The 23,309-nt window shown below is 46.3% G+C and carries 21 protein-coding genes; 14 read left to right on the top strand and 7 right to left on the bottom strand.

What is annotated here, in order from left to right; translation table 11 throughout:
* Positions 1-19: 19 nt before the first annotated feature.
* Both C2745_RS09270 and C2745_RS09265 read left to right on the top strand, forming a co-directional pair.
* The gene (locus C2745_RS09270; protein ID WP_215384307.1) at positions 20-928 is read left to right on the top strand and encodes a complex I NDUFA9 subunit family protein; all 909 of its coding nucleotides are present in this window, start codon (positions 20-22) and stop codon (positions 926-928) included.
* Positions 928-2,058: a polynucleotide adenylyltransferase gene (locus C2745_RS09265; protein ID WP_215384306.1), complete on the top strand. Its 1,131-nt coding sequence runs from the start codon at positions 928-930 to the stop codon at positions 2,056-2,058. Before C2745_RS09270 ends, C2745_RS09265 begins: the two co-directional genes overlap by 1 nt.
* Positions 2,059-2,066: 8 nt before the next feature.
* On the opposite strand, the gene C2745_RS09260 is transcribed toward C2745_RS09265, so the two are convergent.
* The gene (locus C2745_RS09260) at positions 2,067-3,254 is read right to left on the bottom strand and encodes a class I SAM-dependent methyltransferase (protein ID WP_215384305.1); all 1,188 of its coding nucleotides are present in this window, start codon (positions 3,252-3,254) and stop codon (positions 2,067-2,069) included.
* 25 nt (positions 3,255-3,279) lie between these two features.
* Here C2745_RS09260 and C2745_RS09255 point away from each other — a divergent pair, with 25 nt between their 5' ends.
* From C2745_RS09255 to C2745_RS09220, 8 genes are all read left to right on the top strand, one after another.
* Positions 3,280-4,089: an SDR family oxidoreductase gene (locus tag C2745_RS09255; RefSeq protein WP_215384304.1), complete on the top strand. Its 810-nt coding sequence runs from the start codon at positions 3,280-3,282 to the stop codon at positions 4,087-4,089.
* 23 nt (positions 4,090-4,112) lie between these two features.
* Positions 4,113-4,508 carry a dihydroneopterin aldolase gene (locus C2745_RS09250; protein ID WP_068319792.1) on the top strand — a complete coding sequence of 132 codons (396 nt, stop codon included), beginning with the start codon at positions 4,113-4,115 and terminating at the stop codon, positions 4,506-4,508.
* Between the two features lie 26 nt (positions 4,509-4,534).
* Positions 4,535-5,443, top strand: coding sequence for a tRNA 2-thiocytidine(32) synthetase TtcA (gene ttcA, locus C2745_RS09245; RefSeq protein WP_215384303.1), 909 nt, complete (start codon positions 4,535-4,537; stop codon positions 5,441-5,443).
* Positions 5,440-6,963, top strand: a complete 1,524-nt coding sequence (gene glmU, locus C2745_RS09240) for a bifunctional UDP-N-acetylglucosamine diphosphorylase/glucosamine-1-phosphate N-acetyltransferase GlmU (RefSeq protein WP_215384302.1) — start codon at positions 5,440-5,442, stop codon at positions 6,961-6,963. The genes ttcA and glmU overlap by 4 nt, the downstream gene beginning before the upstream one ends.
* On the top strand, positions 6,963-8,795 hold the full coding sequence (glmS, locus tag C2745_RS09235; protein ID WP_215384301.1) for a glutamine--fructose-6-phosphate transaminase (isomerizing): 1,833 nt from the start codon (positions 6,963-6,965) through the stop codon (positions 8,793-8,795). Before glmU ends, glmS begins: the two co-directional genes overlap by 1 nt.
* A 132-nt stretch (positions 8,796-8,927) precedes the next feature.
* The gene (locus C2745_RS09230; protein ID WP_215384300.1) at positions 8,928-10,469 is read left to right on the top strand and encodes an efflux transporter outer membrane subunit; all 1,542 of its coding nucleotides are present in this window, start codon (positions 8,928-8,930) and stop codon (positions 10,467-10,469) included.
* Positions 10,447-11,778, top strand: coding sequence for an efflux RND transporter periplasmic adaptor subunit (locus C2745_RS09225; protein WP_215384299.1), 1,332 nt, complete (start codon positions 10,447-10,449; stop codon positions 11,776-11,778). The genes C2745_RS09230 and C2745_RS09225 overlap by 23 nt, the downstream gene beginning before the upstream one ends.
* A gap of 7 nt (positions 11,779-11,785) precedes the next feature.
* Positions 11,786-14,821 (top strand): efflux RND transporter permease subunit, encoded by a 3,036-nt coding sequence (locus tag C2745_RS09220; protein WP_215384298.1) that lies wholly within the window; start codon positions 11,786-11,788, stop codon positions 14,819-14,821.
* Positions 14,822-14,840: 19 nt separating this feature from the next.
* Here the strand turns inward: C2745_RS09220 and C2745_RS09215 are convergent, their stop codons facing one another.
* The 3 genes from C2745_RS09215 to C2745_RS09205 are packed head-to-tail and all read right to left on the bottom strand — an operon-like array spanning position 14,841 to position 16,329.
* Positions 14,841-15,503, bottom strand: coding sequence for a glutathione S-transferase family protein (locus C2745_RS09215; protein WP_251368328.1), 663 nt, complete (start codon positions 15,501-15,503; stop codon positions 14,841-14,843).
* An 18-nt stretch (positions 15,504-15,521) separates the two neighbouring features.
* Positions 15,522-16,022: a flavin reductase family protein gene (locus tag C2745_RS09210; RefSeq protein WP_215384297.1), complete on the bottom strand. Its 501-nt coding sequence runs from the start codon at positions 16,020-16,022 to the stop codon at positions 15,522-15,524.
* A 10-nt stretch (positions 16,023-16,032) separates the two neighbouring features.
* Positions 16,033-16,329, bottom strand: a complete 297-nt coding sequence (locus tag C2745_RS09205; RefSeq protein WP_215384296.1) for a hypothetical protein — start codon at positions 16,327-16,329, stop codon at positions 16,033-16,035.
* An 87-nt stretch (positions 16,330-16,416) separates the two neighbouring features.
* On the opposite strand from C2745_RS09205, the gene C2745_RS09200 reads away from it, so the two are divergent.
* Positions 16,417-17,400, top strand: a complete 984-nt coding sequence (locus C2745_RS09200; protein ID WP_215384295.1) for an MDR family oxidoreductase — start codon at positions 16,417-16,419, stop codon at positions 17,398-17,400.
* Between the two features lie 19 nt (positions 17,401-17,419).
* Here the strand turns inward: C2745_RS09200 and C2745_RS09195 are convergent, their stop codons facing one another.
* Entirely contained in the window at positions 17,420-17,596 is a 177-nt protein-coding gene (locus tag C2745_RS09195) for a DUF1289 domain-containing protein (RefSeq protein ID WP_215384294.1), read from the bottom strand.
* 43 nt (positions 17,597-17,639) lie between these two features.
* On the opposite strand from C2745_RS09195, the gene C2745_RS09190 reads away from it, so the two are divergent.
* Entirely contained in the window at positions 17,640-18,725 is a 1,086-nt protein-coding gene (locus C2745_RS09190) for an MBL fold metallo-hydrolase (protein WP_215384293.1), read from the top strand.
* Here the strand turns inward: C2745_RS09190 and C2745_RS09185 are convergent.
* A complete protein-coding gene (locus C2745_RS09185; RefSeq protein ID WP_215384292.1) occupies positions 18,637-19,095 on the bottom strand; it encodes a PhaM family polyhydroxyalkanoate granule multifunctional regulatory protein in 459 nt (152 codons plus the stop codon). The two genes, C2745_RS09190 and C2745_RS09185, sit on opposite strands and share 89 nt — an antisense overlap.
* Before the next feature lie 74 nt (positions 19,096-19,169).
* Between C2745_RS09185 and C2745_RS09180 the strand changes: the two genes are divergently transcribed.
* Together C2745_RS09180 and metH are read left to right on the top strand one after the other, a co-directional pair.
* Positions 19,170-20,234 carry a homocysteine S-methyltransferase family protein gene (locus C2745_RS09180; RefSeq protein ID WP_215384291.1) on the top strand — a complete coding sequence of 355 codons (1,065 nt, stop codon included), beginning with the start codon at positions 19,170-19,172 and terminating at the stop codon, positions 20,232-20,234.
* Positions 20,231-22,981, top strand: a complete 2,751-nt coding sequence (gene metH / locus C2745_RS09175) for a methionine synthase (protein WP_215384290.1) — start codon at positions 20,231-20,233, stop codon at positions 22,979-22,981. The genes C2745_RS09180 and metH overlap by 4 nt, the downstream gene beginning before the upstream one ends.
* On the opposite strand, the gene C2745_RS09170 is transcribed toward metH, so the two are convergent.
* Positions 22,978-23,295, bottom strand: a complete 318-nt coding sequence (locus C2745_RS09170; protein ID WP_128112835.1) for a DUF1840 domain-containing protein — start codon at positions 23,293-23,295, stop codon at positions 22,978-22,980. The genes metH and C2745_RS09170 overlap by 4 nt on opposite strands.
* Positions 23,296-23,309: the final 14 nt, after the last annotated feature.

The following is a 23,309-nucleotide window of genomic DNA, read 5'->3' as shown; positions in this document are numbered from 1 at the left end:
CAAGCAAAGAAAGCTTCTGATGAAATATGACATTCTTCTGATTGGCGGCAATGGATTTGTGGGGCGAGTGATTGCTGCGCAACTTCAGCTTGCTGGCTATTCTGTCTTGGTCCCAACCAGCCATTTAGGTGCGGCACGCGAATTGCGCATGCTACCTAAAGTGCATGTTGAGGAAGCCGATATTCATGAGTTTGATGAATTACAGAGTCTTTGTGAGCGCATCAAACCAAATGGCGCTGTGATTAATTTGGTTGGCGTGCTTCACGATAGGCCTGCTAAACCTTATGGAAAAGTGTTTAGGGCGGCGCATGTGGAGTTGCCAAAAAATATTATGACGGCAATGCAGTTGCATGGTCTAAAGCGCTATTTGCACATGAGTGCGCTAGGCGCAGATTCCCAAGGCCCATCTATGTATCAACGTAGCAAGGGAGACGGCGAGGCGGCTGTTAAGGCTAGCTCTCTTGATTGGACTATCTTTAGGCCTTCAGTCATCTTTGGTGCCCAAGATCAATTTATTAACTTATTTTCTAAATTGACTAAGTTATTTCCAGCAATGCCTTTAGCAAATCATCAGGCTAAATTTCAGCCAGTAAGCGTAGATGATGTTGCGAGTGCATTTGTAAAATCATTAAGCATGCCGCAAACAATTCATCAGTCCTATGATCTGGTAGGCCCAACGGTTTACACCATGAAAGAAATTGTTGATTTTGCTGCGCGTAAAGTGAAAACATCTTGTGCGATTATTCCGGTTCCAGCCTTTGTAGGCTATCTGCAGGCGCTAGCTTTTGAATTCTTGCCAGGACCAACTTTAATGTCTCGTGACAATATTGCCTCGATGAAATTGCCCAATACCTTGCCGGTAAATGGCGTTGACGCGTTGACTGAAGTATTTAAGATGAGTCGCCGCAGCCTAGAGGGTATGCAGTAATGAAGATTTACGCTGTCGGCGGAGCCATTAGGGACACCCTCATGGGTTTGCCCGTGCACGACATTGATTATGTTGTAGTGGGCTCCAGCGTAGAAGAGATGGTTGCTAAAGGCTTTCGACCTGTTGGCAAAGATTTTCCGGTCTTTTTACATCCAGAGACGCAAGCAGAGTATGCGCTTGCGCGTACTGAGCGTAAGACCGGAAAAGGTTATAAAGGCTTTCATTTTTATGCCGATCCCTCCGTCACCTTAGAGCAAGATTTAGAGCGTCGTGATTTAACGATTAATGCAATGGCGCAAGAGGTTGGCGATGATGGCAAACAATTTGGCCCCATTATTGATCCGTATAACGGCCAAGAGGATTTAGCCCACAAGGTATTTCGACATGTATCTGATGCATTTGCTGAAGATCCATTGCGTCTATTGAGAATTGCTCGCTTTGCTGCTCGCTTTCCAGAATTTACTGTTGCAGAAGAAACATTGATCGCTCTTAAGGCAATTGTTCAGTCTGGTGAATTAAATGCGTTATCAGCAGAGCGTATTTGGCAGGAGTTAGCCAGAGGTTTAGTTGCTGCCAAACCCATGCATCTATTCCAGGTCTTGTTAAATACTGGTGCCGCTAGCGCGATATTGCCGGCTGCGTTGACTGCCAAGCTGGCTGAAGAGCCTTTCCGTGAAGCCTTGATCGCGCATTTTTCATTGGCTGGCAATAGTCTAGAAGAGCGCTGTGCCATTGCGTTGATGGATTTGCCGGACAAGGAAATTCGTTCGTGGGCTGATTGCGTCCGCATGCCAATTGAAGTGAGAGATTTCAGTGAAATATTTAGTGATCTGGGAGTATTAATAAATCAACACCCTAATTACTCTTATCAAGCAGTAGATATTTTGGCTTGGTTTAATCGCGCTGATGTTTGGCGCAAGCCAGATCGCAGTCAGGCAATATTGAATCTTGCAGAAAATTTAGGGCTAAAAGTCTCGCCTTTAATGAAAGCGATGCGCAACGCACAGGCAATCAATTCAGCAGAAATTATTGCTGGCGTTGCTGCGGAAGACAGATCCAATGGCGAGCGTATTGGCAGCGCATTTGAATCTGCCAGATTGGCTGCAATTACCGCGGCTCTAGAGAGCTAAGCAAAAATCTATAGTCGATTTCTGCCGCGTAAACCTGGCAGATCCTCAAGCACATGGCCGGGCAGCAAACTTTCTAAATTCTTAGAAAACGCAAATGCCTTAAAGAGTTCGCCCATCTCCGCCTCAGACAATAACTTTTGCAAGGAGTTTGAGATTGGTAGAAAAGTCTCTGGATCGCTCGGATCACCAATCTCCAGGGCGATATCGCCGATGCCCGCATCTAACAAGTATGCGGCCTGGTTGGTGAGATAAACATCATCTACATTTTCAGCCAATGCACTACGAGCAATTTGTGACCACTCAACGTGAGTTGTTAAGTCACAAAGACCGGGCAGGTGAAACGGGTCCTGAATTGCATGATGGCGATGGTGAGCCATCAAGGTGCCTTCAAGTCTTTGTGGGTGGTAATACTCGCTCTCAGGAAAGCCGTAATCAAAAGTTAGAAATAAGCCCACTTCTAAATGCTTGGCAACTTGTTGCATCCATGCGTTTGCTGGGGTGTGCAGTTCGGTGACATAACCTTCTGAGAAGTTTCCGCTGAGAAGGCTTTCGGGAAGCAATTTTTGCTCAACCGGAGCGCCTGCCTTCCAAAGTAGATTGTCGCCCTCAAAAGAAACGCCATACCAATACCAAAATCCATTTTGATAAATGATGGCATCACAAGGAATGGCATCAATCACTTCGTTTGCCAAAATGACGCCTTTGAAATTTTCTGGCAACTGAGAAAGCCAGCTACATTGAGTGCTGCTATTAAGTTGTTTAACAGTTGCGCCAATTCTTTCTTGCTGACGTTGTGCTAAGTCTGGCGAAATCTCAATGATGTCGTAACGGTCTAATTGAAATCCAAGATCACTTAAGCGGGTCAATATGGATGTTGCTAGCTTGCCAGTCCCGGCACCAAACTCCAGAATTTGTGTCGGAAGTCCTTTTTCCTTTAGGCCCTCAAGAACCGGCAAGAGCGTTGAGCAAATAGCCGCTCCAAAGAGGGGGCTTAATTCAGGGGCGGTGGTGAAATCGCCACCAGCTCCTAGTTTGTGGGCTCCGGCGCTGTAATAGCCCATCCCGGGCTCGTAGAGGGCCATCTCCATATAGCGAGAAAAGGGCAGCCAGCCGGCCTGTGAGGCGATCTGAGAGGCTATTTTGGCCTTTAGAAGCGCACTATGCTCCGTTTCAAGGCTGGTCAAGGTAATATCCATAGCTCGCTAGTCTAAGAGAATTTAATTGAACCCTAGTTCAACATCACCATCCCAGCAAAAAAAGGCAGTTTTAGTGACTGGCGCCGCCAAGCGCCTTGGTCGTGAAATTGCTTTGCAGTTTGCCCGTCAGGGCTGGGATATTGCCGTTCATTATGGGCGCTCAGAGCAAGAGGCCGCCCAAACAGTCCAGGAAATTCAGGATTTAGGTGTCAAGGCTCAGGCTTTTCAGGCAGATTTGGCCAATGAGGCATCGACCAAAGATCTTTTCTTGGCTGCGAGCAAGGCTTTCCCAAACTTGGCCTGTTTAGTAAATAGCGCATCTATCTTTGAATACGATCGCGCCAACTCAAAAACCCCTTTAACAGGGAAAAGCTTGCAAGATCATATGCAGGTGAATTTGACGGCGCCAATTTTGTTATCTCAGCTGATGTTTGAATATCAGAAAAATAAAACAAATAAGCTGGAAATCATTCCGGCGGTAATTCAATTGCTTGATCAAAAGCTGATCAACCTCAATCCAGATTATTTGTCTTACACCTTATCTAAGGCCGCACTACTTTCCTCTGTTGAATTATTAGCAATGGATTTTGCGCCGCATTTGCGAGTAGTTGGATTGGCTCCAGGAATCTCTCTGCCATCCGGAGATCAAACGCGCGATGGTTTTTCTAAAGCGCATCAAATGACGCCATTGGGAAAATCTTCTACCCCTGCAGACATAGCAAAAGCGGCTGTATTTCTGGCTGACTCGGGCGCGATTACTGGAACAACTTTATATGTCGATGGCGGGCAGCACCTGCTGCCATCATCACGCGATGTGATGTTCAAAACCCATTAAGTATTTTAAAAAAGTAAATATTCATGCACGCTATTCTTTCTCATCCCGCCCTTGTTGATTGCCGCCGCTTATTTTTGCGCGACTATGAAATCTATATCAACATTGGTGTTCATGACTTTGAGAAAAAAGCGGAACAACGCGTTATCTTAAATGTCGATCTCTATATTCCACTGGCGATGAATACGCCAACTCAAGATCAATTGGATGAGGTGGTGGATTACGACTTCATGCGCGAGACCATTAAGGCTAGAGCCTCTCAGGGCCATATCCATTTGCAGGAAACCTTTTGCGACGACATCGTGACAGCTATGCTGCTGCACCCTAAAGTCTTAGCTGCACGCGTCAGCACAGCCAAGCCTGACGTGTATCCAGATTGCCACTCAGTGGGCGTCGAAGTGTTTCGTATTAAGACATCTTGAGTTAAAGAATTTAGAAAAGAACGCTTATGGGCGATATTCGTAAAGTTGTCTTCGAAGAAAACAAGTTAGAGAAAAAACTCTGTCGCTTGGTAGGTCAAGCTATTGGTGATTTTGGCATGATTGAGGATGGCGACAAAGTCATGGTCTGTGTATCTGGCGGAAAAGACAGTTATGCCATGCTCGATATTCTGTTGAAGTTACGTGAGCGTGCGCCGATTAACTTTGAAATCGTGGCTGTCAACTTAGATCAAAAGCAACCTAATTTCCCTGCTGAAATTTTGCCTAATTATTTAAAGGGCTTGGGCGTTCAGTATCACATTGAAGAGCAAGATACCTACAGTATTGTGAAGCGCGTTATTCCTGAAGGTAAAACTACCTGCGGATTGTGCTCACGTTTACGTCGCGGCATTTTGTATCGCGTGGCAGATGAGTTGGGCGCAACGAAAATTGCTCTAGGGCATCATCGCGATGACATCCTAGAAACCTTGATGCTCAACATGTTCTATGCGGGCAAACTTAAAGGAATGCCACCAAAGTTGCGTTCTGATGACGGCAAACACATTGTGATTCGTCCTTTGGCTTATGTGCCCGAAAAGCTGCTTGAACGTTATGCGACAGATATGAATTTCCCGATCATTCCATGTGATTTGTGTGGCAGTCAGCCCAATTTACAGCGCCAGGTCATGAAAGAAATGCTGCGCGAGTGGGAAAAGAAGCATCCGGGCCGAGTGGAAAACTTATTCCGCTCAATGCACCATATCGTTCCATCCCATTTGATGGATGGTGAAGCTTTTGATTTCAAAAACCTAGAGATTTCGACTGAGCTATCGGGTATTGCCGCTAGATCAGCGGGTGATAGGGCAATTGATGAGGCTGATTTGGATGAATTGGCCTGCGGAACCATGATTCAGGGGACTTATAATCCCCCTTTATGAATATCGTCATATTGGCTGCTGGGCAAGGAAAGCGGATGAAATCCGCTTTGCCCAAGGTCCTGCAAACTCTGGCAGGAAAACCTCTCCTGCAACATGTGCTGACTACTGCCCTTTCATTACAGGGCAAGCAAGCTAAAACTGGTCCTGTTGTTGTAGTGGGTCATGGGGCTGCCGACGTTAAAACATTCTTAGTAAACACAAGCAAAGAAGATGCGGGCTTTAGCAAAGTAGTAACTGCACTACAAGCCGAGCAAAAGGGTACGGGTCACGCACTCTTGCAAGCATTGCCTAAGTTAGATGTACAAGAGCCGACATTGGTTTTGTATGGCGACGTTCCCCTGACAACCAAAAAGACGCTTAGTAAATTAGCAAAATTAGCCGATGGTGTAAGAGGGCAAGATTGCGCATTGGCTTTGCTGACACAGAACCTAAGCAATCCAACTGGATACGGTCGTATTGTGCGCGATGCTGATGGTTCGGTAAAAGAGATAGTTGAAGAAAAAGACGCCACAGCAGCGCAAAAATTAATTCAAGAAATTAATACCGGCATCATGGTGTTGCCAACGAGCTCCCTAAAGAAGTGGTTAAAGGCTTTACGCTCTAGTAATGCTCAGGGCGAGTATTACTTAACTGATGTAATCGCCATGGCAGTGAAAGATGGCGTGCCGATTCGTACAACACAAGCCGATGATGAGTTTGAAACTGTTGGCGTCAATAGTCGCGATCAACTGGCTGCACTAGAGCGCGTACATCAACTCAATATTGCCAATCAATTAATGGATGCAGGAGTTTCGCTTGCGGATCCAGCACGCATTGATGTGCGCGGCACTTTAGAGTGTGGCACCGATGTATCGATTGATGTTGGTTGTGTATTTGAGGGCTGTGTCACTTTAGGCGCTGGCACAAAGATTGGACCTTATTGCGTGATTCGCAATAGCGTTATTGGTAAAGGTGTATCCATTCATGCGTATAGCCATGTAGACGGCGCAAAAGTAGGCAATCAATCATTGATTGGTCCTTATGCTCGTTTACGTCCAGGTGCGGACTTATCAAACGATGTACATATTGGTAATTTCGTAGAAGTAAAGAACAGCAAAATTGCTGCCAATAGCAAAGCGAATCATTTGGCTTATGTTGGTGACTCGATTGTTGGTTCAAGAGTCAATATTGGCGCTGGTACGATTACCTGTAATTATGATGGCGTCAATAAACATCAAACCATTATTGAAGATGACGTATTCATTGGTTCGGATACACAGTTAGTTGCGCCGGTCAGAGTAGGCCGCGGCGCTACATTGGGTGCAGGCACAACGCTCACCAAAGATGCCCCAGCAAATCAACTAACCGTATCTAGAGCAAAACAAATTTCTTTGCAGTGGCAGCGCCCTGTAAAGCAAGAGAAAAAATTACCCACAAAAAAACCGGTAGCAAAAAAAGTAGTAGCCAAAAAGACAGCAAAGAAAGCTGTGAAGAAAGTGGTTAAAAAGACGGTTATGAAAACTGCAAAGGGTAAAAAATAATGTGCGGTATTGTTGGCGCGGCCTCCCATAAGAACATCGTAGATGCCTTGGTTGAGGGCTTGCGTCGCTTGGAGTACCGTGGCTATGACTCTTGCGGTTTTGCGGTTATTAACGGCGACGATGTAAAGCACCCAATTGAAAGAGCGCGCACTACTGCTCGAGTTTCTGAGCTTGCTGAGCAGGGCAAAGATTTTCATGGGACTTTAGGCATTGCCCATACGCGTTGGGCAACCCACGGTAAGCCTGATACACAAAATGCCCACCCTCATATTTCAAATGGTTTGATTGCAGTGGTGCATAACGGCATTATTGAAAACTATGAAGCGCTACGTACTGAATTAAAAGCTGCCGGATATGTATTTACATCCGAGACAGACACAGAAGTCATTGCGCATTTAATTCATCAGCAATACGTTGCTGGCGGACAAAAAGATATTGCCCAATCGGTAAAAGCGGTATTGCCTAGATTGCTTGGTGCCTATGCTATTGGCGTGATTGCGCAAGACAACCCAACCACTTTGGTGGGTGCCCGCGTTGGTTCGCCCCTGGTAGTTGCGCTTGGTGAAAAAGAAAACTTCTTGGCATCTGATGCCTTAGCTTTGGCTGGGCGCGCGCATTCCATGATGTATTTGGAAGAGGGCGATGTTGCGGTCTTGAAGGCAGATAGCGTTGTAGTAATTGATCAAGCTGGTAAGACTGCTCAAAGAGAGCTCAAGCCAATGCCAGCGCAGGCTGATTCCGTTGATCTGGGCCCTTATCAGCACTACATGCAAAAAGAAATCTTTGAGCAGCCACGTGCAATTGGCGACACTCTTGCAAATATCGCTACATTTGGGCCAGAGCTATTCGGCGCGAACCCAGATGACTGGAAAGCTTTCGATCAAATATTAATTTTGGCTTGCGGAACAAGTTACTACTCTGCATGTGTTGCTAAATATTGGCTGGAAGATATTGCAGGCATTCCAACGCAAGTCGAGATTGCTAGCGAGTATCGCTATCGCGCCACGGTGCCAAATCCTAAAACATTAATTGTTGTGGTTTCTCAATCTGGCGAGACTGCAGATACATTGGCAGCATTACGACACGCCAAGGACTTGGGGCATCAATACACCTTAGCCATTTGCAATGTGGCTAGCAGCGCCATGGTTCGTGAAACGAATTGGCATTTCTTGACAAAGGCTGGGACTGAGATCGGCGTTGCTTCAACCAAGGCATTTACAACTCAACTCCTAGCACTTTATCTTTTAGCGGTTTCTATTGCGAAGCGCGCAGGCAAGATTTCTGCTGAGAAAGAAAAATCACTACTTCGTGAATTGCGCCATTTGCCAAAAGCGCTACATGCAGTACTGGCACTTGAGCCGCAAATCATTGCTTGGAGTGATGCCTTTGCTAAATGTGAGAATGCGCTCTTTTTGGGGCGCGGAATGCATTACCCAATTGCACTTGAGGGCGCACTCAAATTAAAAGAAATTTCTTATATCCATGCTGAAGCCTATCCAGCTGGTGAGTTAAAGCATGGCCCATTGGCTCTGGTGACAGACAAAATGCCAGTGGTGACGGTTGCTCCAAAAGATGAGCTCCTTGAAAAGCTCAAATCGAATATGCAAGAAGTTAAGGCGCGCGGCGGAAAGCTTTATGTGTTTGCTGATCACGATACTGAGATTGTGAACAGTGACGGCATCAACGTCATTCGATTGCCTGAGCACTACGGCAATCTCTCACCTATTCTTCACGTAGTGCCACTACAGCTTCTGGCGTATCACACAGCCTGTGCTCGCGGGACTGATGTTGATAAGCCAAGAAACTTAGCTAAGAGCGTAACGGTTGAATAATTTTTTTGATCTTGTTTGACTTTTGCTTCAAGCTGTGAACAAATTTAGGTAGATAAATCAGGGCTTTACGAGGCCCTGATTGCATTTTTGTGTTCAAATAACTCTTGTAAAAGAGGATATTTGTCGCAATTCATGTTTCTGTCGAAAGCACCCCTAGTCTCCCGCTTGCATTTACTTGCGCTCGTTTGTGTAGGCGCGTTATCTGCTTGCGCAGTTGGCCCAGACTTTAAGCAGCCAGACGCACCCAATACCTCCTCTTATACAGAGACAACTCTCTCCAAAAAATTAGCCACTGCTGAAGGTGTACCTGGCGGATCCGATCAAGAGTTCGTTGAAGGTGCCGACATAGAGGCGCAGTGGTGGGAGCTTTATAAGTCTCCAGAGCTTGATGCGTTGATTAAAAAAGCGCTTCAGCAAAATCCAAATTTAGGCGCAGCAGATGCAGCATTGCGTGCAGCCCAAGAAAACGTCAATGCACAAATTGGCGGTCAATACTTTCCGGCAATTGGTCTGGGCGCAAGCGCATTAAGACAGAAGCAGCCTTCTGCAGTCTATGGCATGAACTACGGAAGCGATACTTACAACCTATACAACACCTCAGTCAATGTCAGCTATAAGCTTGATGTCTTTGGTGGCGCGCGGCGTGCTGTAGAGGGCGCTAGAGCGCAGGCTGAGATTGCTCAGTTTCAACTAGAGGGCGCTTACCTTTCACTAACAGCAAACATTGTTACAAGCGCAGTGCGAGAAGCGGCGCTGCGTGCGCAGATGCAAGCAACAGAAGAAATTCTGAAGGCGCAAACTAATCTTGCTGAGGTGACTGAGAAGCAGTTGGTTATTGGTACCGTCTCAAGAGTGGACGTCACATCACAAAGAACATTGGTATCTAACTCACAAGTTGATTTATTTAACTATGAGAGAAATTTAGCGTTCGCCCGCAATCAATTAGCAGTGCTCATTGGCGAATTACCAAGCAGTGCTGATATTGCGAAATTTGATTTAAGCACTTTGCATCTGCCAGCAAAATTACCACTTTCAGTGCCATCGAGCCTGGTACGTCAGCGCCCTGATGTACGTGCTGCAGAGGCCCAATTAAAAGCTCAGAATGCGTTTGTAGGCGTGGCAACAGCCAATTTACTGCCGCAATTTACGATCACCGGTTCTGCTGGAGCTGCAGCGCTGACATCGAGCTCCTTGTTTGGGCCAAATTCTGCTTTATGGACTTTGGGCGGCGGCATCTTGCAGCCTTTATTCCAGGGCGGACAGTTATTGGCTCAGCGTCGTGGCGCAATCGCCAACTATGAACAAGCGGCGTTTCAATATCAAGCAACAGTATTGAAAGCATTTCAGGAAGTTGCGGATGCGTTACGTGCTTTGGAGACGGGAGCTCAAGCATTAAAGTCCGCATCGGACGCAGAGCGCTATGCCTACGAAACATTGGACTTGGTACAACAGCAATACAAGCTGGGCACAGCAAGTTATTTAGCAGTTTTGTATTACCAAAATCAATATCAACTTGCGAAGGTCAAATCCGTTTCTGCGCAAGCAACACGGTTCTCTGATACCGCAGCTTTATTTGCAGCATTAGGTGGTGGCTGGTGGAATCGCGAAGGCCCCGCATTTAAACCAAAAGACATAGCGAACAAAGATCAAAATGAAACTTCTGGAAACAATTAAGAGCAAGCTGATTGCTGCTGTTCTTGCCCTGTGGGCATGGACTCAACGCAAAGCAATTGAGTGGAAATTGCGTGAGAAAGCGATTGCGCTTTGGGAAAAGGCTAAGGCCTTCTATGCGCGTATGGGCGCGAAGTGGCGCAATACCAAGGCTTACGCAAAGCTTATGGCGATGGAGCCATTGCAACGTCGTATGACTATTATGTTGTGCGGTGTTTTCTTATTGCTTGGATTGATTTTTACTTTTAATCAACTCAAGACTTTTATGATTAAGCATTTCATCTCTGGAATGGGTCTGCCGCCTGCGACTGTTTCCACAATGGTGATTGCTACTTCTGAATGGCAGCCAAAACTTACTAGCGTAGGTAACGTTCGTGCATTTAGGGGTGTAGAACTCAGCACTGAGATTGGCGGTTTGGTACAAACCGTGCCAGTGAAATCAGGCCAAGACGTTAAAGAAGGTGAATTGCTCATTAAATTAAACGATGCTTCTGATGTTGCACAACTGAACTCTTTAAAGGCCTTGGCTGATTTGGCTAAGGTGATTAATGAGCGTGATAGACAACAGCTGGCTATTCAGGCTATTAGTAAGAACGTGTTTGATACCAGCGCAGCCGATGCTAAATCTAAGCAAGCCCAGGTAGAGCAACAAACAGCACTCGTTGCCAAGAAAAATCTGAAAGCGCCATTTACTGGTCGCATCGGTATTGTGGCCATTAACCCTGGTCAGTACGTTAATCCAGGCGATAAGCTGTTAACCCTCCAAACTTTGGATCCTATTTTTGTTGACTTTAATTTGCCGCAAAACAATGCTGAACAAATTCAGGTCGGGCAAGAAGTCGTGGTGACCACTGATGCATTCAAAGATGCGAGCTTCACTGGCAAGATCACTGCAGTAAGTCCAAGGGTGGATACCAACACTCGAAATATTCAGGTTGAGGCGCAAATCGCTAATCCCGATAAGAAAATTCTGCCAGGTATGTTCGCCAATGTGAACATTAAAGTGGGCGATCAAGTGCAGTTATTGACCTTGCCACAAACGGCTGTAACTTATAACCCTTACGGGTCTACAGTGTTTATCGCCAAACCGACTGGTAAGAAAGATAAGCAAGGTAAGCCTGCCTATGAGGCGCAACAGGTGTTTGTCACAACTGGCACGACTCGCGGTGATCAGGTTGCAATTCTTAAAGGGGTTGATGAAGGCGCTACGGTTGTTACTAGTGGTCAGTTGAAGCTCAAAAATGGCACACCATTGATCATTAATAACAAGGTGCTCCCTGCAAATTCACCTGACCCTAAGCCACAGGAATAAATAGCAGATGAATTGGACTGACATATTCATCCGCAGGCCAGTGCTCTCACTGGTTGTGAGTGCACTCGTCTTGGTGTTTGGATTGAAGGCGATTGGCTCATTGCCGGTAAATCAGTATCCACAAACGCAAAATGCGATTGTGACCATTACCACCGCTTACTATGGTGCTGATCCTGAGACGATTGCAGGCTTTATTACTCAGCCTCTCGAAGCATCGGTTGCGCAGGCGCAAGGGATTGATTACTTATCTTCAACTAGTGTGAGTGGCGTCTCTACAATTATTGCCACCCTCAAGCTGAACTATGACTCTAATGCCGCATTAACGCAGATTCAGACTCAAATTAGTGCAGTAAAAAATCAACTCCCACCCCAAGCGCAGCAGCCCGTATTAACTGTTCAAGTTGGCCAATCAACTGCGGCAATGTATATGGGCTTTTATAGCGATGACATTCCCAATAATGCGATTACTGATTATTTATTGCGTGTTGTAAAGCCAAAGTTAGACTCTGTTGAGGGTGTGCAGAACGCAGAAATTACTGGCGGCAGAAAGTTTGCGCTACGCGCCTGGTTAGATCGCGAGAAGATGGCTGGTCTCGGGATTGGTGCCGATGATGTCTATAGCGCTATGTCCGCAAATAATTACCTCTCAGCAGTCGGTAGCACCAAAGGCGATATGGTTGCTGTAGATCTGGTGGCTGGCACAGATTTGCATACCCTAGAAGAGTTCCGCAAGCTGGTTGTCAAAAAAGATGGCGTCAATATTGTTTATCTTGACCAGGTTGCTACGGTTACTTTGGGTTCTGAGGATTACAACACTAACGTAGCATTTAGCGGTAAGAAGTCGGTCTTTATTGCCATCAAGGTGGCACCTCAAGCGAACTTGCTTGATGTAGCGCAACGTGTCCGTGATGTTGTTCCAGATATTCAGAAGCAATTGCCTATCGGTATGACGGGCAAAATTGTTTATGACTCTACAGAATTTATTACCAGCTCTATTGATGAGGTTGTATCTACCTTATTAGAGGCCTTGGTGATTGTGACAATCGTGATTTATCTATTCTTGGGAAGTGTGCGCGCTGTTGCTGTCCCGGTGATTGCAATGCCACTCTCATTGATTGGCACCTTCTTCTTGATGCAGGTATTGGGTTACTCCATCAACCTGCTTACTCTGCTTGCTCTAGTGTTGGCCATTGGTTTGGTGGTGGACGACGCCATCATTGTGGTGGAAAACGTTGACCGTCATATGAAAGAGGGTAAGTCTCCGTTGGAGGCTTCTCTGATTGCCGCTAGGGAGCTGGGCGGCCCAATCTTGGCAATGACAGTTGTGTTGATTGCTGTGTACATTCCAATTGGTTTCCAGGGCGGTCTTACTGGCGCACTCTTTACTGAGTTCGCCTTCACTTTGGCAAGTGCTGTTGCCGTCTCTGGCTTGATTGCACTGACGCTTTCGCCAATGATGTGCTCCCGCATCTTTACTGAAGAGCAAGAAGCATCTTCTTTTGTGCAAAAAATTGACAAGATTTTTGACAAAGTACATCACAGCTATCAAACAACATTGCGTGACTTGTTAAGCACGTGGCAGGTGATCATTGTGATGGGCGCAATCTTGTTGGGTGGCGTAGCGTATTTGTATGCAACAGCAAGAGCAGAATTAGCACCTACTGAAGACCAGGGCATTGTGTTGATGCAGGCTTCGGGTCCGCCTAATAGCACCGTTAATCAAATGCAGACGTACGCAGATCAGATTTACCAGATCTCTAGCGCTGAACCTGAATACGAGCAAATGTTCCAAATCACCAGCCCAACTAGTAGCTTCGGTGGTGTGCTATTGAAAGATTGGAAGGAGCGTAGTCGCAACGCAACCAAGTTCCAAGAAGACATGCAGCAAAAATGGAACACGATTGCTGGCGCAAGGGTTGCAGCCTTCCAGTTCCCAGCTTTGCCAGGCGCACAAGGCTTGCCAGTGCAGGTGGTGATTAACACTACCGAGTCTTATGAGCAATTAAATGAAGTTTCCCAAGCGGTGTTGGATAAAGCACGTCGCAGCGGCAACTTCTTCTTCGTCGATTCAGATTTGAAAATTGATAAGCCACAAGATGTACTGGTGATTGATCGCGAAAAGGTTGCTGCTCTAGGAATGACTCAACAGCAAGTGGGCGCGGCCCTATCTGCAGCCTTGGGTGGCGGATACGTAAACTACTTCTCAGTTGCAGGACGCTCATATCGAGTGATTCCACAAGTAAAGCAAATAGATCGTTTAAATCCTGATCAGATTTTGGATTACTACATTCGTACTCCTAGTGGTGCAATGATTCAGGCGCGCACGATTGCTAGCATTAAACAAAAAGTAGTTCCCCAATCGATTAATCACTTTCAGCAATTAAACTCCGCAACGATTTCTGGAGTAAGTACACCGTTTATTTCGCAGGCGGATTTGTTGGAGTTCATGCGTCAAACCCTCAAAGAGGTCGCGCCTAATGGTTACAGTATGGACTACGCTGGTCCATCTAGACAGTTTATGGCTGAGTCCGGTGGATTCTTGGTAACGATGTTCTTTGCGATCTTGATCGTATTCCTCGTGTTAGCCGCTCAGTTTGAGAGCTTCCGTGATCCGATTGTGATTCTGGTTTCAGTTCCGCTGGCTTTATTTGGCGCTCTGATATTTATTAATCTGGGATTCACCACCTTAAACGTTTATACGCAGGTGGGATTGGTAACGTTAATGGGCCTCATTAGTAAGCACGGGATTTTGATCGTAGAGTTTGCTAACGAGTTGCAAGAGGCGGGTCGTAGCAAGGTCGATGCGATTGTTGAGGCTAGCAGTGTTCGTTTAAGACCAATTCTGATGACTACAGCAGCGATGGTCTTGGGTGTCTTGCCTTTGGTGATTGCCTCTGGAGCTGGCGCTGCAGGACGTCAGTCAATGGGCATCGTCATCTTTACCGGCCTATCTATTGGCACACTCTTCACGCTATTCGTTGTGCCAGCCATGTATCTATTTATTGGCGCAGATCACCACGCTAAAAAGTTCAAGCAACAATAATATTGTTGAGCCTTAAAGCTTATTTGACGATATTGAGTTCTTTATCAGCAAATTCGCTAAAACAGGTTTCAGCCCTCAGTTGCTTTAACCAGCGCGCTACATTTTTCAGTTCAGTGCGTGGACCCGTTTTTTCTGGAAAGGTATCGCTCAGCAAAACCCAGCGATGCACGCCTAGGGCCACCACAATATCGCCGATATTAAATTGATTGCCTGAGCAGTAATCTTGCGTAGCTAGGATGCTATCCAGCAAGCTGAGAGTTTGGTTAGTTGTTTGATAGCCCTTGTAGATCGCGTCGTAATCACGATCTTTTTCTGGTGTTCTGGTAAGTCCCAGAAAAGCCGTTCGCAAAGGTGGCCATAGAGTAGCCAATTGCCAGTCCATCATTTTTTCAGAGCCGTATTGAGCTGCAATGTCTTTTGGGAAGCGCCCATTTTTATCGTACTGTGAAACTAAGTAACGCAGGATAGTGTTGGACTCCCAAAGTACCATGTCGCCATCTTCGAGCGTAGGCACAAGTCCATTCGGATTCATTTTGAGAAATTCAGGCGTATTGTTTTTCCCAAAATGAAGTCCTGCATCGATGCGCTCAAAATCCTTGCCTTCTTTGAATCCTAGCTCTGCCAGGCACCACAATACTTTTTGAACATTAATGGAACTTTTGCGACCCCATAAACGCATCATGGCATTTCCTTACGAGTATTAAGCAGTTTTGGCTTCAGAAAAATCAAGGCCGACGAACTTGCTGCGAGCAAAAATCAGCGGTTCTTTTTCGGGGTGATTTTTTAAGTTGATTACTTTTGCAACAATGATGTTGTGATCGCCGCCGGTATGAACGCAAATGGTTTCGCATTCGTAATAGGCGACGCAGCCATCAATTTGGGTAAGTCCGCTTGCAGCAAGTTTGTGCGCTACCCCAGAGAATTGATCGATTTTTACGGTGGCAAAGTGCATCGCTAAATTTTCTTGGGAGCGCTCCAGCACATGAATGAGATGTTTTTTCCCAACCTCAACCCAAGGCATCAGGCGTGAGTGTTTTTTCAGGCTCCACAAAATGAGCGGTGGCTCTAAAGAAACAGTGTTGAAAGAGCTGATAGTGATGCCATGAGAATTTTTTTCTTCATCAAGGCAGGTGATCACTGTGACCCCGGTTGCAAACGATGCAAATCCTTTGCGTAATTCTTGTGAGGTAAACGGGGTCATCAATTTTTGCTTATTTAGTTGCGGCTGTTGCTTCAGCAGCAATCGTTGTGCCTGGAATTGGAATCAGAATCTCGTTTTCTTCAGCTTTTACGCATTTGAAGCGGTATTCCTTGCCGGCCTTCGATAGGAAGCTGGCGCCTTGGTAGAAGTCATCTTTACAGGTCTTGGTGGCGAAATCCATCACATCCTGGGGATTGGCGCTAGAAGAGATCAGGCGCATATTGCCCATCGACATGTTGACCTGCGTGGAATAGCACCCAGACAGCAGCGAGCCAGAAATTACGGTTAATAGTAGAATTTTTTTCATGGAAACCTCCATAATCAGCAATGCTCGTTAGGATAAACCTATTAAGCAATTGTTGCGGGGAAATCGTTCGTTCTACAAGGAAGAGATATGTTTAAGGCAATTTTGGTCAATAAAGATGAGCAAGGCTATCGTGCTGAGCTTGGGCAATCTGATGAAGCAAATCTCCCGGAAGGTGATGTCAGGGTTAAGGTGCTTTATTCAACCCTGAACTATAAAGACGGTTTAGCCATTACTGGCAAAGGACCGGTGGTGCGGAGTTTTCCGATGGTCCCTGGAATTGATTTTGCTGGCGAAGTGATTGAAAGCAGCAACTCAGACTTTAAGGCTGGGGACATGGTTCTCCTCAATGGCTGGGGTGTAGGCGAAGGCCATTGGGGTGGCTTAGCGCAACAGGCTCGCGTAAAGGGGGACTGGTTGATTCCTTTACCTAAGGGTTTTACTGCTAAGCAAGCATTAGCAATTGGAACGGCTGGGTATACAGCAATGTTGTGTGTGATGGCGTTGCAAAAGCACGGCCTTAAGCCTAGCGATGGCGAAGTTTTGGTAACTGGCGCTGCAGGCGGCGTTGGTAGTTTTGCGATCACTCTTTTGAGTAAATTAGGTTTTACTGTGGTTGCTAGTACAGGCCGTATGGCAGAAGCGGATTACCTGAAAAAATTAGGTGCTACAGAAGTGATTGATCGCGCTACTCTCTCTGCCCCAGGCAAGCCATTGGCAAAAGAGCGTTGGGCTGCAGTAGTGGATAGCGTTGGTAGTCATACCTTGGCAAATGCATGTGCTCAGACTAAGAGCGATGGCGCTGTCGCGGCATGTGGCCTTGCTCAGGGAATGGATTTCCCCTCTACTGTTGCGCCATTTATTTTGCGAGGCGTAACTTTATATGGAATCAATAGCGTAACTGTGCCACGTGCAAAACGTATTGCGGCGTATGAGCAACTCAGTAAATTAGTGGATCTAAAAACATTGGATGAAATTTCTCACGAAATTACTTTAGAGGAATCGTTAAAGTATGCGCAAGAGTTAATGGCGGGCAATGTGCGTGGTCGTTTAATTGTGGATGTGAACAAATAATCTAAGCAATGAGTGGCACCTATTCTGATGCTTGAGGTTTGCGATCTGTTAATAATGACCATACCTCAAGCTTTTCAGGATTTGAGAGCTCAGACCAATTTGCAATTTCAGTAAGCGTACGATAACAACCACGGCAATAACCATTTTCTGGGTTGATATCACACCAATTAACGCAAGGCGATGGAACGGTTGTCAAAGTAAACCTAAAACAAAATAAACATAAAAGAAAACGCTAGACCATGAGCACTCAAAATCGAGCAAAAGCAGAGGCTGATATCCATTATCCCCTAGGAGATGTACTTCCCGAAGTGGGTAGCAGTATTGAGGTGGCGCCTGGTGTTCGTTGGCTCAGAATGCGGCTGCCGTTTGCTTTGGATCACATTAATCTTTGGTTGTTGCGCGATGAGATCGATGGCATTCAGGGTTGGACAATCATCGATTGCGGCATTGCTAATGATGAGACTAGGGCCTCATGGGAGAAAATTTTTGCAACCCAGCTGGAAGGTTTGCCAGTATTACGAGTGCTTGTAACGCACATGCACCCGGATCATGTTGGCTTATCGCAATGGCTATGTGAAAAGTGGAAAGTACCTTTATGGATTTCCATGACGGATTACCTTACTGCTCAGTGGTTGAGTTGCAAAGAGGGTGGCGCAGCGATTGGTGCGCGCGCGGGCAGCGGCGGCTCAGCAGATCATTTTCAGAAACATGGATTAACGGCGCCAGAGGATTTGGAAAAAATTCGGGCGCGCTCTAATTACTACAGCAATATGGTTCCTGGAGTGCCGCGTCAATATCGCCGCATTTTAGAGGGTGAGAATATTTGGATTGGTGGCAGAAGCTGGCAAATCATTATGGGGTATGGTCATGCACCCGAGCATGCATCTTTATATTGCAAAGAGATTGGCGTACTAATTTCTGGCGACATGCTCTTACCGCGCATCTCAACGAACGTAAGTGTTTATGATGCTGATCCCGATGCTGATCCATTGGGTCTTTATTTAGACTCGATTGAAAAGTATTCAGCATTGCCAGCGGATACTTTGGTATTGCCTTCTCACGGCAAGCCTTTTCAGGGGATGCTCCCACGCATTGCACAACTGAAGGCACATCATGACGAACGTTTGGCGGATACTTTAGACGCATGTAAAAAACCGGCACATGCTCGAGAGATAGTGCCGGTTTTGTTTAAACGTGAATTAGATATTCATCAACTCACATTTGCGATGGGTGAGGCTATTGCTCATCTGAATTACCTACTTCGTCGAGGAAAGTTGGATCGCCAGCTTTGCGAGGACGGCGTGCTGCGGTTTTCCGCGGTTTAGCCTTCGTCGATTTAGTTGATGTAGTTTCAGAGGTTTCGCTAGGGCTTGTTGCTGCAGCTCCAGCAGCTGACACTGCGTCACCAAAGGATTTGAGCGCCATCATCGTGGCGTGTTGCACCTCAAGACCTTGAATGGTCGATTTCAGGATATTCAGATTCAAATTGAGCCAGTTTTCAACGCTTTTAAGGTCTTTAATGCGTTTTTCTAGCTCGTCTACATCTAAGCCAGGAAAGGCTGCCCCAAAGCCACCGCCGGCCTTAGAAGCATCAGCGGAAAAGGGAAACTGTCCGGCTTGTGCCGCTGCACCTTGACCCCACATGGTTTTAAACATATCAAGGCTTTGGTTGAATTCTGGAATGGTTCCAAACATAGGGGCTCCGGGGTAAATGAAAAGTGGCTTTTCCAATAGAATAAGGGATTCTAGAGATTATTCCCGGTTCAATAATGCAATTTAATGGTTTATCCCAGCCTTATACCCGCGGTCAGGCACTTCCTGAGCTGCTAAAGCAGCGCATCCTCATTTTGGATGGCGCTATGGGTACCATGATCCAGCAATACAAATTAACTGAAGCTGACTATCGTGGGTTGCCGGGGAATACTCGTTTTGCTGATCATCCAGGTGACATCAAAGGCAATAACGAACTTTTGGTTCTGACCCAGCCTCAAATTATTAGCAAAATTCATGAGCAGTATTTAGATGCTGGTGCAGACATTATTGAAACCAATACTTTTGGTGCAACCTCAGTTGCACAAGAGGATTACAAGATGGCCGGCTTAGCGCGTGAGATGAATGAAGTCTCTGCAAAGTTGGCGCGCGCTGCATGTGAAAAATACAGCACCCCTGAAAAGCCACGCTTTGCTGCGGGCGCGATTGGGCCTACACCAAAGACTGCCAGCATTTCTCCTGACGTAAATGATCCGGGTGCGCGCAACGTCACTTTCGATGCTCTACGTGCTTCTTATCGTGAACAGATTGAAGGTTTATTTGCGGGTGGTGTAGATTTATTTTTAGTCGAAACTATTTTTGACACACTGAATGCCAAAGCAGCATTGTTTGCGCTAGATGAATTCTTTGAAGAGACGGGTGAGCGTTTGCCAGTCATGATTTCTGGAACGGTGACTGATGCATCGGGTCGTATTTTGTCTGGACAAACTGTTGAAGCGTTTTGGAACAGTTTGCGTCACATTAAGCCGCTGACTTTTGGTCTGAACTGTGCTCTAGGTGCTGCACTAATGCGCCCCTACATCGCAGAACTGGCAAGGATTTGTGATGCCGCAGTTTCTTGCTACCCCAATGCCGGCCTGCCTAACCCAATGAGCGATACGGGCTTTGATGAAACGCCTGAAATTACTTCTAGCTTGGTAGATGGCTTTGCTAAAGATGGCTTAGTAAATTTAGTGGGCGGCTGTTGCGGCACTACTCCTGACCATATTCGCGCAATTGCAGATGCTGTTGCCAAGCGCAAACCTCGTGCGTTCTATCGTGAAAATGCAGGGGTGGCAGCATGAGCAAGCTAGAGAAAAAATCTATGCCAGCGATGAAGCTCTCCGGTCTCGAACCTTTTAACGTTACAGCTGATGTCGGCTTCGTGAATATTGGTGAGCGTACTAACGTCACAGGTTCAAAAGCGTTTGCCCGCATGATTTTGAATAATCAATTTGATGAGGCGTTAGCAGTAGCGCGTCAACAAGTTGAAAACGGCGCTCAAGTCATCGACATCAATATGGATGAGGCGATGCTTGATTCTGAAGCGGCTATGACACGCTTCTTAAATCTCATTGCGTCAGAGCCTGATATTGCTCGTGTACCCATCATGATTGACTCCTCAAAGTGGAGTGTGATCGAAGCGGGTTTGAAATGTATTCAAGGTAAGCCGATTGTTAACTCGATCTCTCTTAAAGAGGGCGAGGAGCCTTTCAGAAAGCAAGCACGTTTAATTCGTCGCTACGGTGCGGCTTCAGTAGTGATGGCTTTTGATGAGGTTGGTCAGGCTGATACATTTAAACGTAAGACAGAGATCTGTCAGCGCTGCTATGAGATCTTGGTAAACGAGATCGGTTTTCCTGCAGAAGACATTATCTTTGACCCCAATATTTTTGCCATTGCTACTGGTATTGAAGAGCACGACAACTACGCAGTTGACTTCATCAATGCTACTCGCTGGATTAAAGAAAATCTGCCTGGCGCCAAAGTAAGTGGTGGCGTTTCTAATGTGAGCTTCTCGTTCCGCGGCAATGATCGTGTTCGTGAAGCAATTCATACGGTGTTTCTGTATCACGCTATTCAAGCTGGCATGGACATGGGTATTGTGAATGCTGGTCAGTTAGGTGTATACGCCGATCTAGATCCTGATTTGCGCGAGCGCGTAGAAGATGTGGTGCTTAACCGCTTTAAAGAAAAAGATGGCAAGACCCCAACTGAGCGCTTGCTTGATATTGCAGATCAATTTAAAGGCGGCGGCGCTAAACAAGTTGAGAATTTGGTGTGGCGTGAGGCACCAGTGCGTGAACGCCTAACACACGCTCTAGTTCATGGCATTACAACTTACATTGAAGATGACACTGAAGAGTTGCGCGCAGAAATCATGGGTGCAGGCGGCCGACCAATTGAGGTGATTGAAGGCCCCCTCATGGATGGCATGAATGTCGTTGGTGATCTATTTGGTGCCGGCAAAATGTTCCTGCCTCAGGTTGTCAAGAGCGCTCGCGTGATGAAGCAAGCGGTTGCTATTTTGATTCCTTACATCGAGGAAGAAAAGCGTCAACACATTGCTGCAGGCGGAGAAGCTAAAGCCAAGGGCAAAATTGTGATGGCTACTGTTAAAGGTGACGTTCACGATATTGGAAAAAATATTGTGACTGTAGTTCTGCAGTGTAATAACTTTGAAGTCGCCAATATGGGCGTGATGGTTCCGTGTGCAGAGATTCTGAAGCGCGCCAAGGAAGAGAATGCAGACATTGTTGGCCTATCAGGCTTAATTACACCGTCTCTGGAAGAGATGACTTATGTTGCCCAAGAAATGCAACGTGACGACTGGTTCCGCGAACGTCAAATTCCATTGATGATTGGTGGTGCAACAACCTCTCGTGTTCATACTGCCGTAAAAATTGCCCCACACTACGATGGCCCGGTAGTTTATGTGCCAGATGCTTCACGTTCTGTATCGGTTGCTTCTAGCTTGCTCTCAGACGAAAGTGCTAAGAAATTTATTCAAGATTTACGCGATGACTATGTGCGTATCCGTGAGCAGCATGCCAATAAAAAAGCTGCGCCAACCATTTCATTAGAGGCTGCACGTAAGAATCGCGAGATGATTGACTGGTCATCTTATGTGCCAGAGAAACCTAAATTTATTGGACGTCGTGTATTTAAAAACTTTGCACTAAGCGATATCGCGAAGTATATCGACTGGACGCCATTCTTTCAGACTTGGGATTTGGCTGGAAAATTCCCGGCAATCCTGGATGATGAGATCGTTGGTGTCGAGGCGCGCAAGGTATTTGAAGATGCTCAGGCCTTGCTCGATAAGTTGATTAAAGGCCAATGGCTGCAGGCTGATGCAGTAGTTGCTTTTTATCCTGCCAACACAATTGGTGACGATATCGTTTTGTATAGCGATGAAGCTCGTGAGCATCCTTTGTTTGTGTGGCATAACTTGCGCCAACAATCTGAGAGACCGGTTGTAGAGGGCGTTCGCAGACCAAATCGTTGTTTGGCTGATTATGTTGCGCCAAAAGATTTAGGTGTTGCTGATTACCTCGGTTGTTTTGCTGTGACAACAGGCCATGGCGTAGAAAAGAAAGTGGCTGAGTTTCAAGCAAAGCATGATGATTACAGCGCAATTATGTTGAAGGCTTTGGCGGATCGTTTAGCTGAAGCGTTTGCTGAGTTAATGCACCATCGCGTACGCACCGATTTGTGGGGATATGCAACGGATGAGATTTTGACAAACGATCAAATGATCAATGAGGAATATCGCGGTATTCGTCCAGCGCCTGGCTATCCAGCCTGCCCTGCACATGAAGTTAAAGAAGATTTATTGCGCGTGATTGGGTCTGAGGATATCGGCATGACCTTGACAGAATCTATGGCCATGAATCCAGCCTCAAGCGTAAGCGGTTTCTATTTGGCCCATCCAGATGCCCGTTACTTTAACGTAGGCAAACTCTCGGATGATCAGGTGGAAGACTTGGCTAAGCGTCGTGGCCAATCAGTGGAAGACACTCGCCGTCAACTTGCTAGCTTATTAGATTAAACGCCCCACATTACGGGTTCGTCTTTGGACTTTGCCTGCTTCATTAATTCTAGGAATGGGTAGGCTCTTTGCCCAAGTCGGTCTGCAAGCTTGGGTTTTTCAGCGCCATCTTCGGTCTCGGACTTAGCTTTGGATCTTTCTTCTAAATCTTTCAAAATGGCCGTTTCTAAGGCAGTGATGAGATCGGGAAGTTGCTCAACCGTGAGAATTCCCCTGGGCTCTAAAGGGCGCCCCAAAATATCGAAGATTCGCTTGGTTAGATCGGCCAGCATGATGACATCTGGACCAGCTTTTGAGCGAAATTGATAGATCATTTCGATAGCTTACC

It is taken from the genome of Polynucleobacter sp. AP-Kolm-20A-A1, assembly GCF_018688315.1.
Taxonomy (GTDB): domain Bacteria; phylum Pseudomonadota; class Gammaproteobacteria; order Burkholderiales; family Burkholderiaceae; genus Polynucleobacter.
This window is presented reverse-complemented; position numbering and strand designations above follow the sequence as displayed.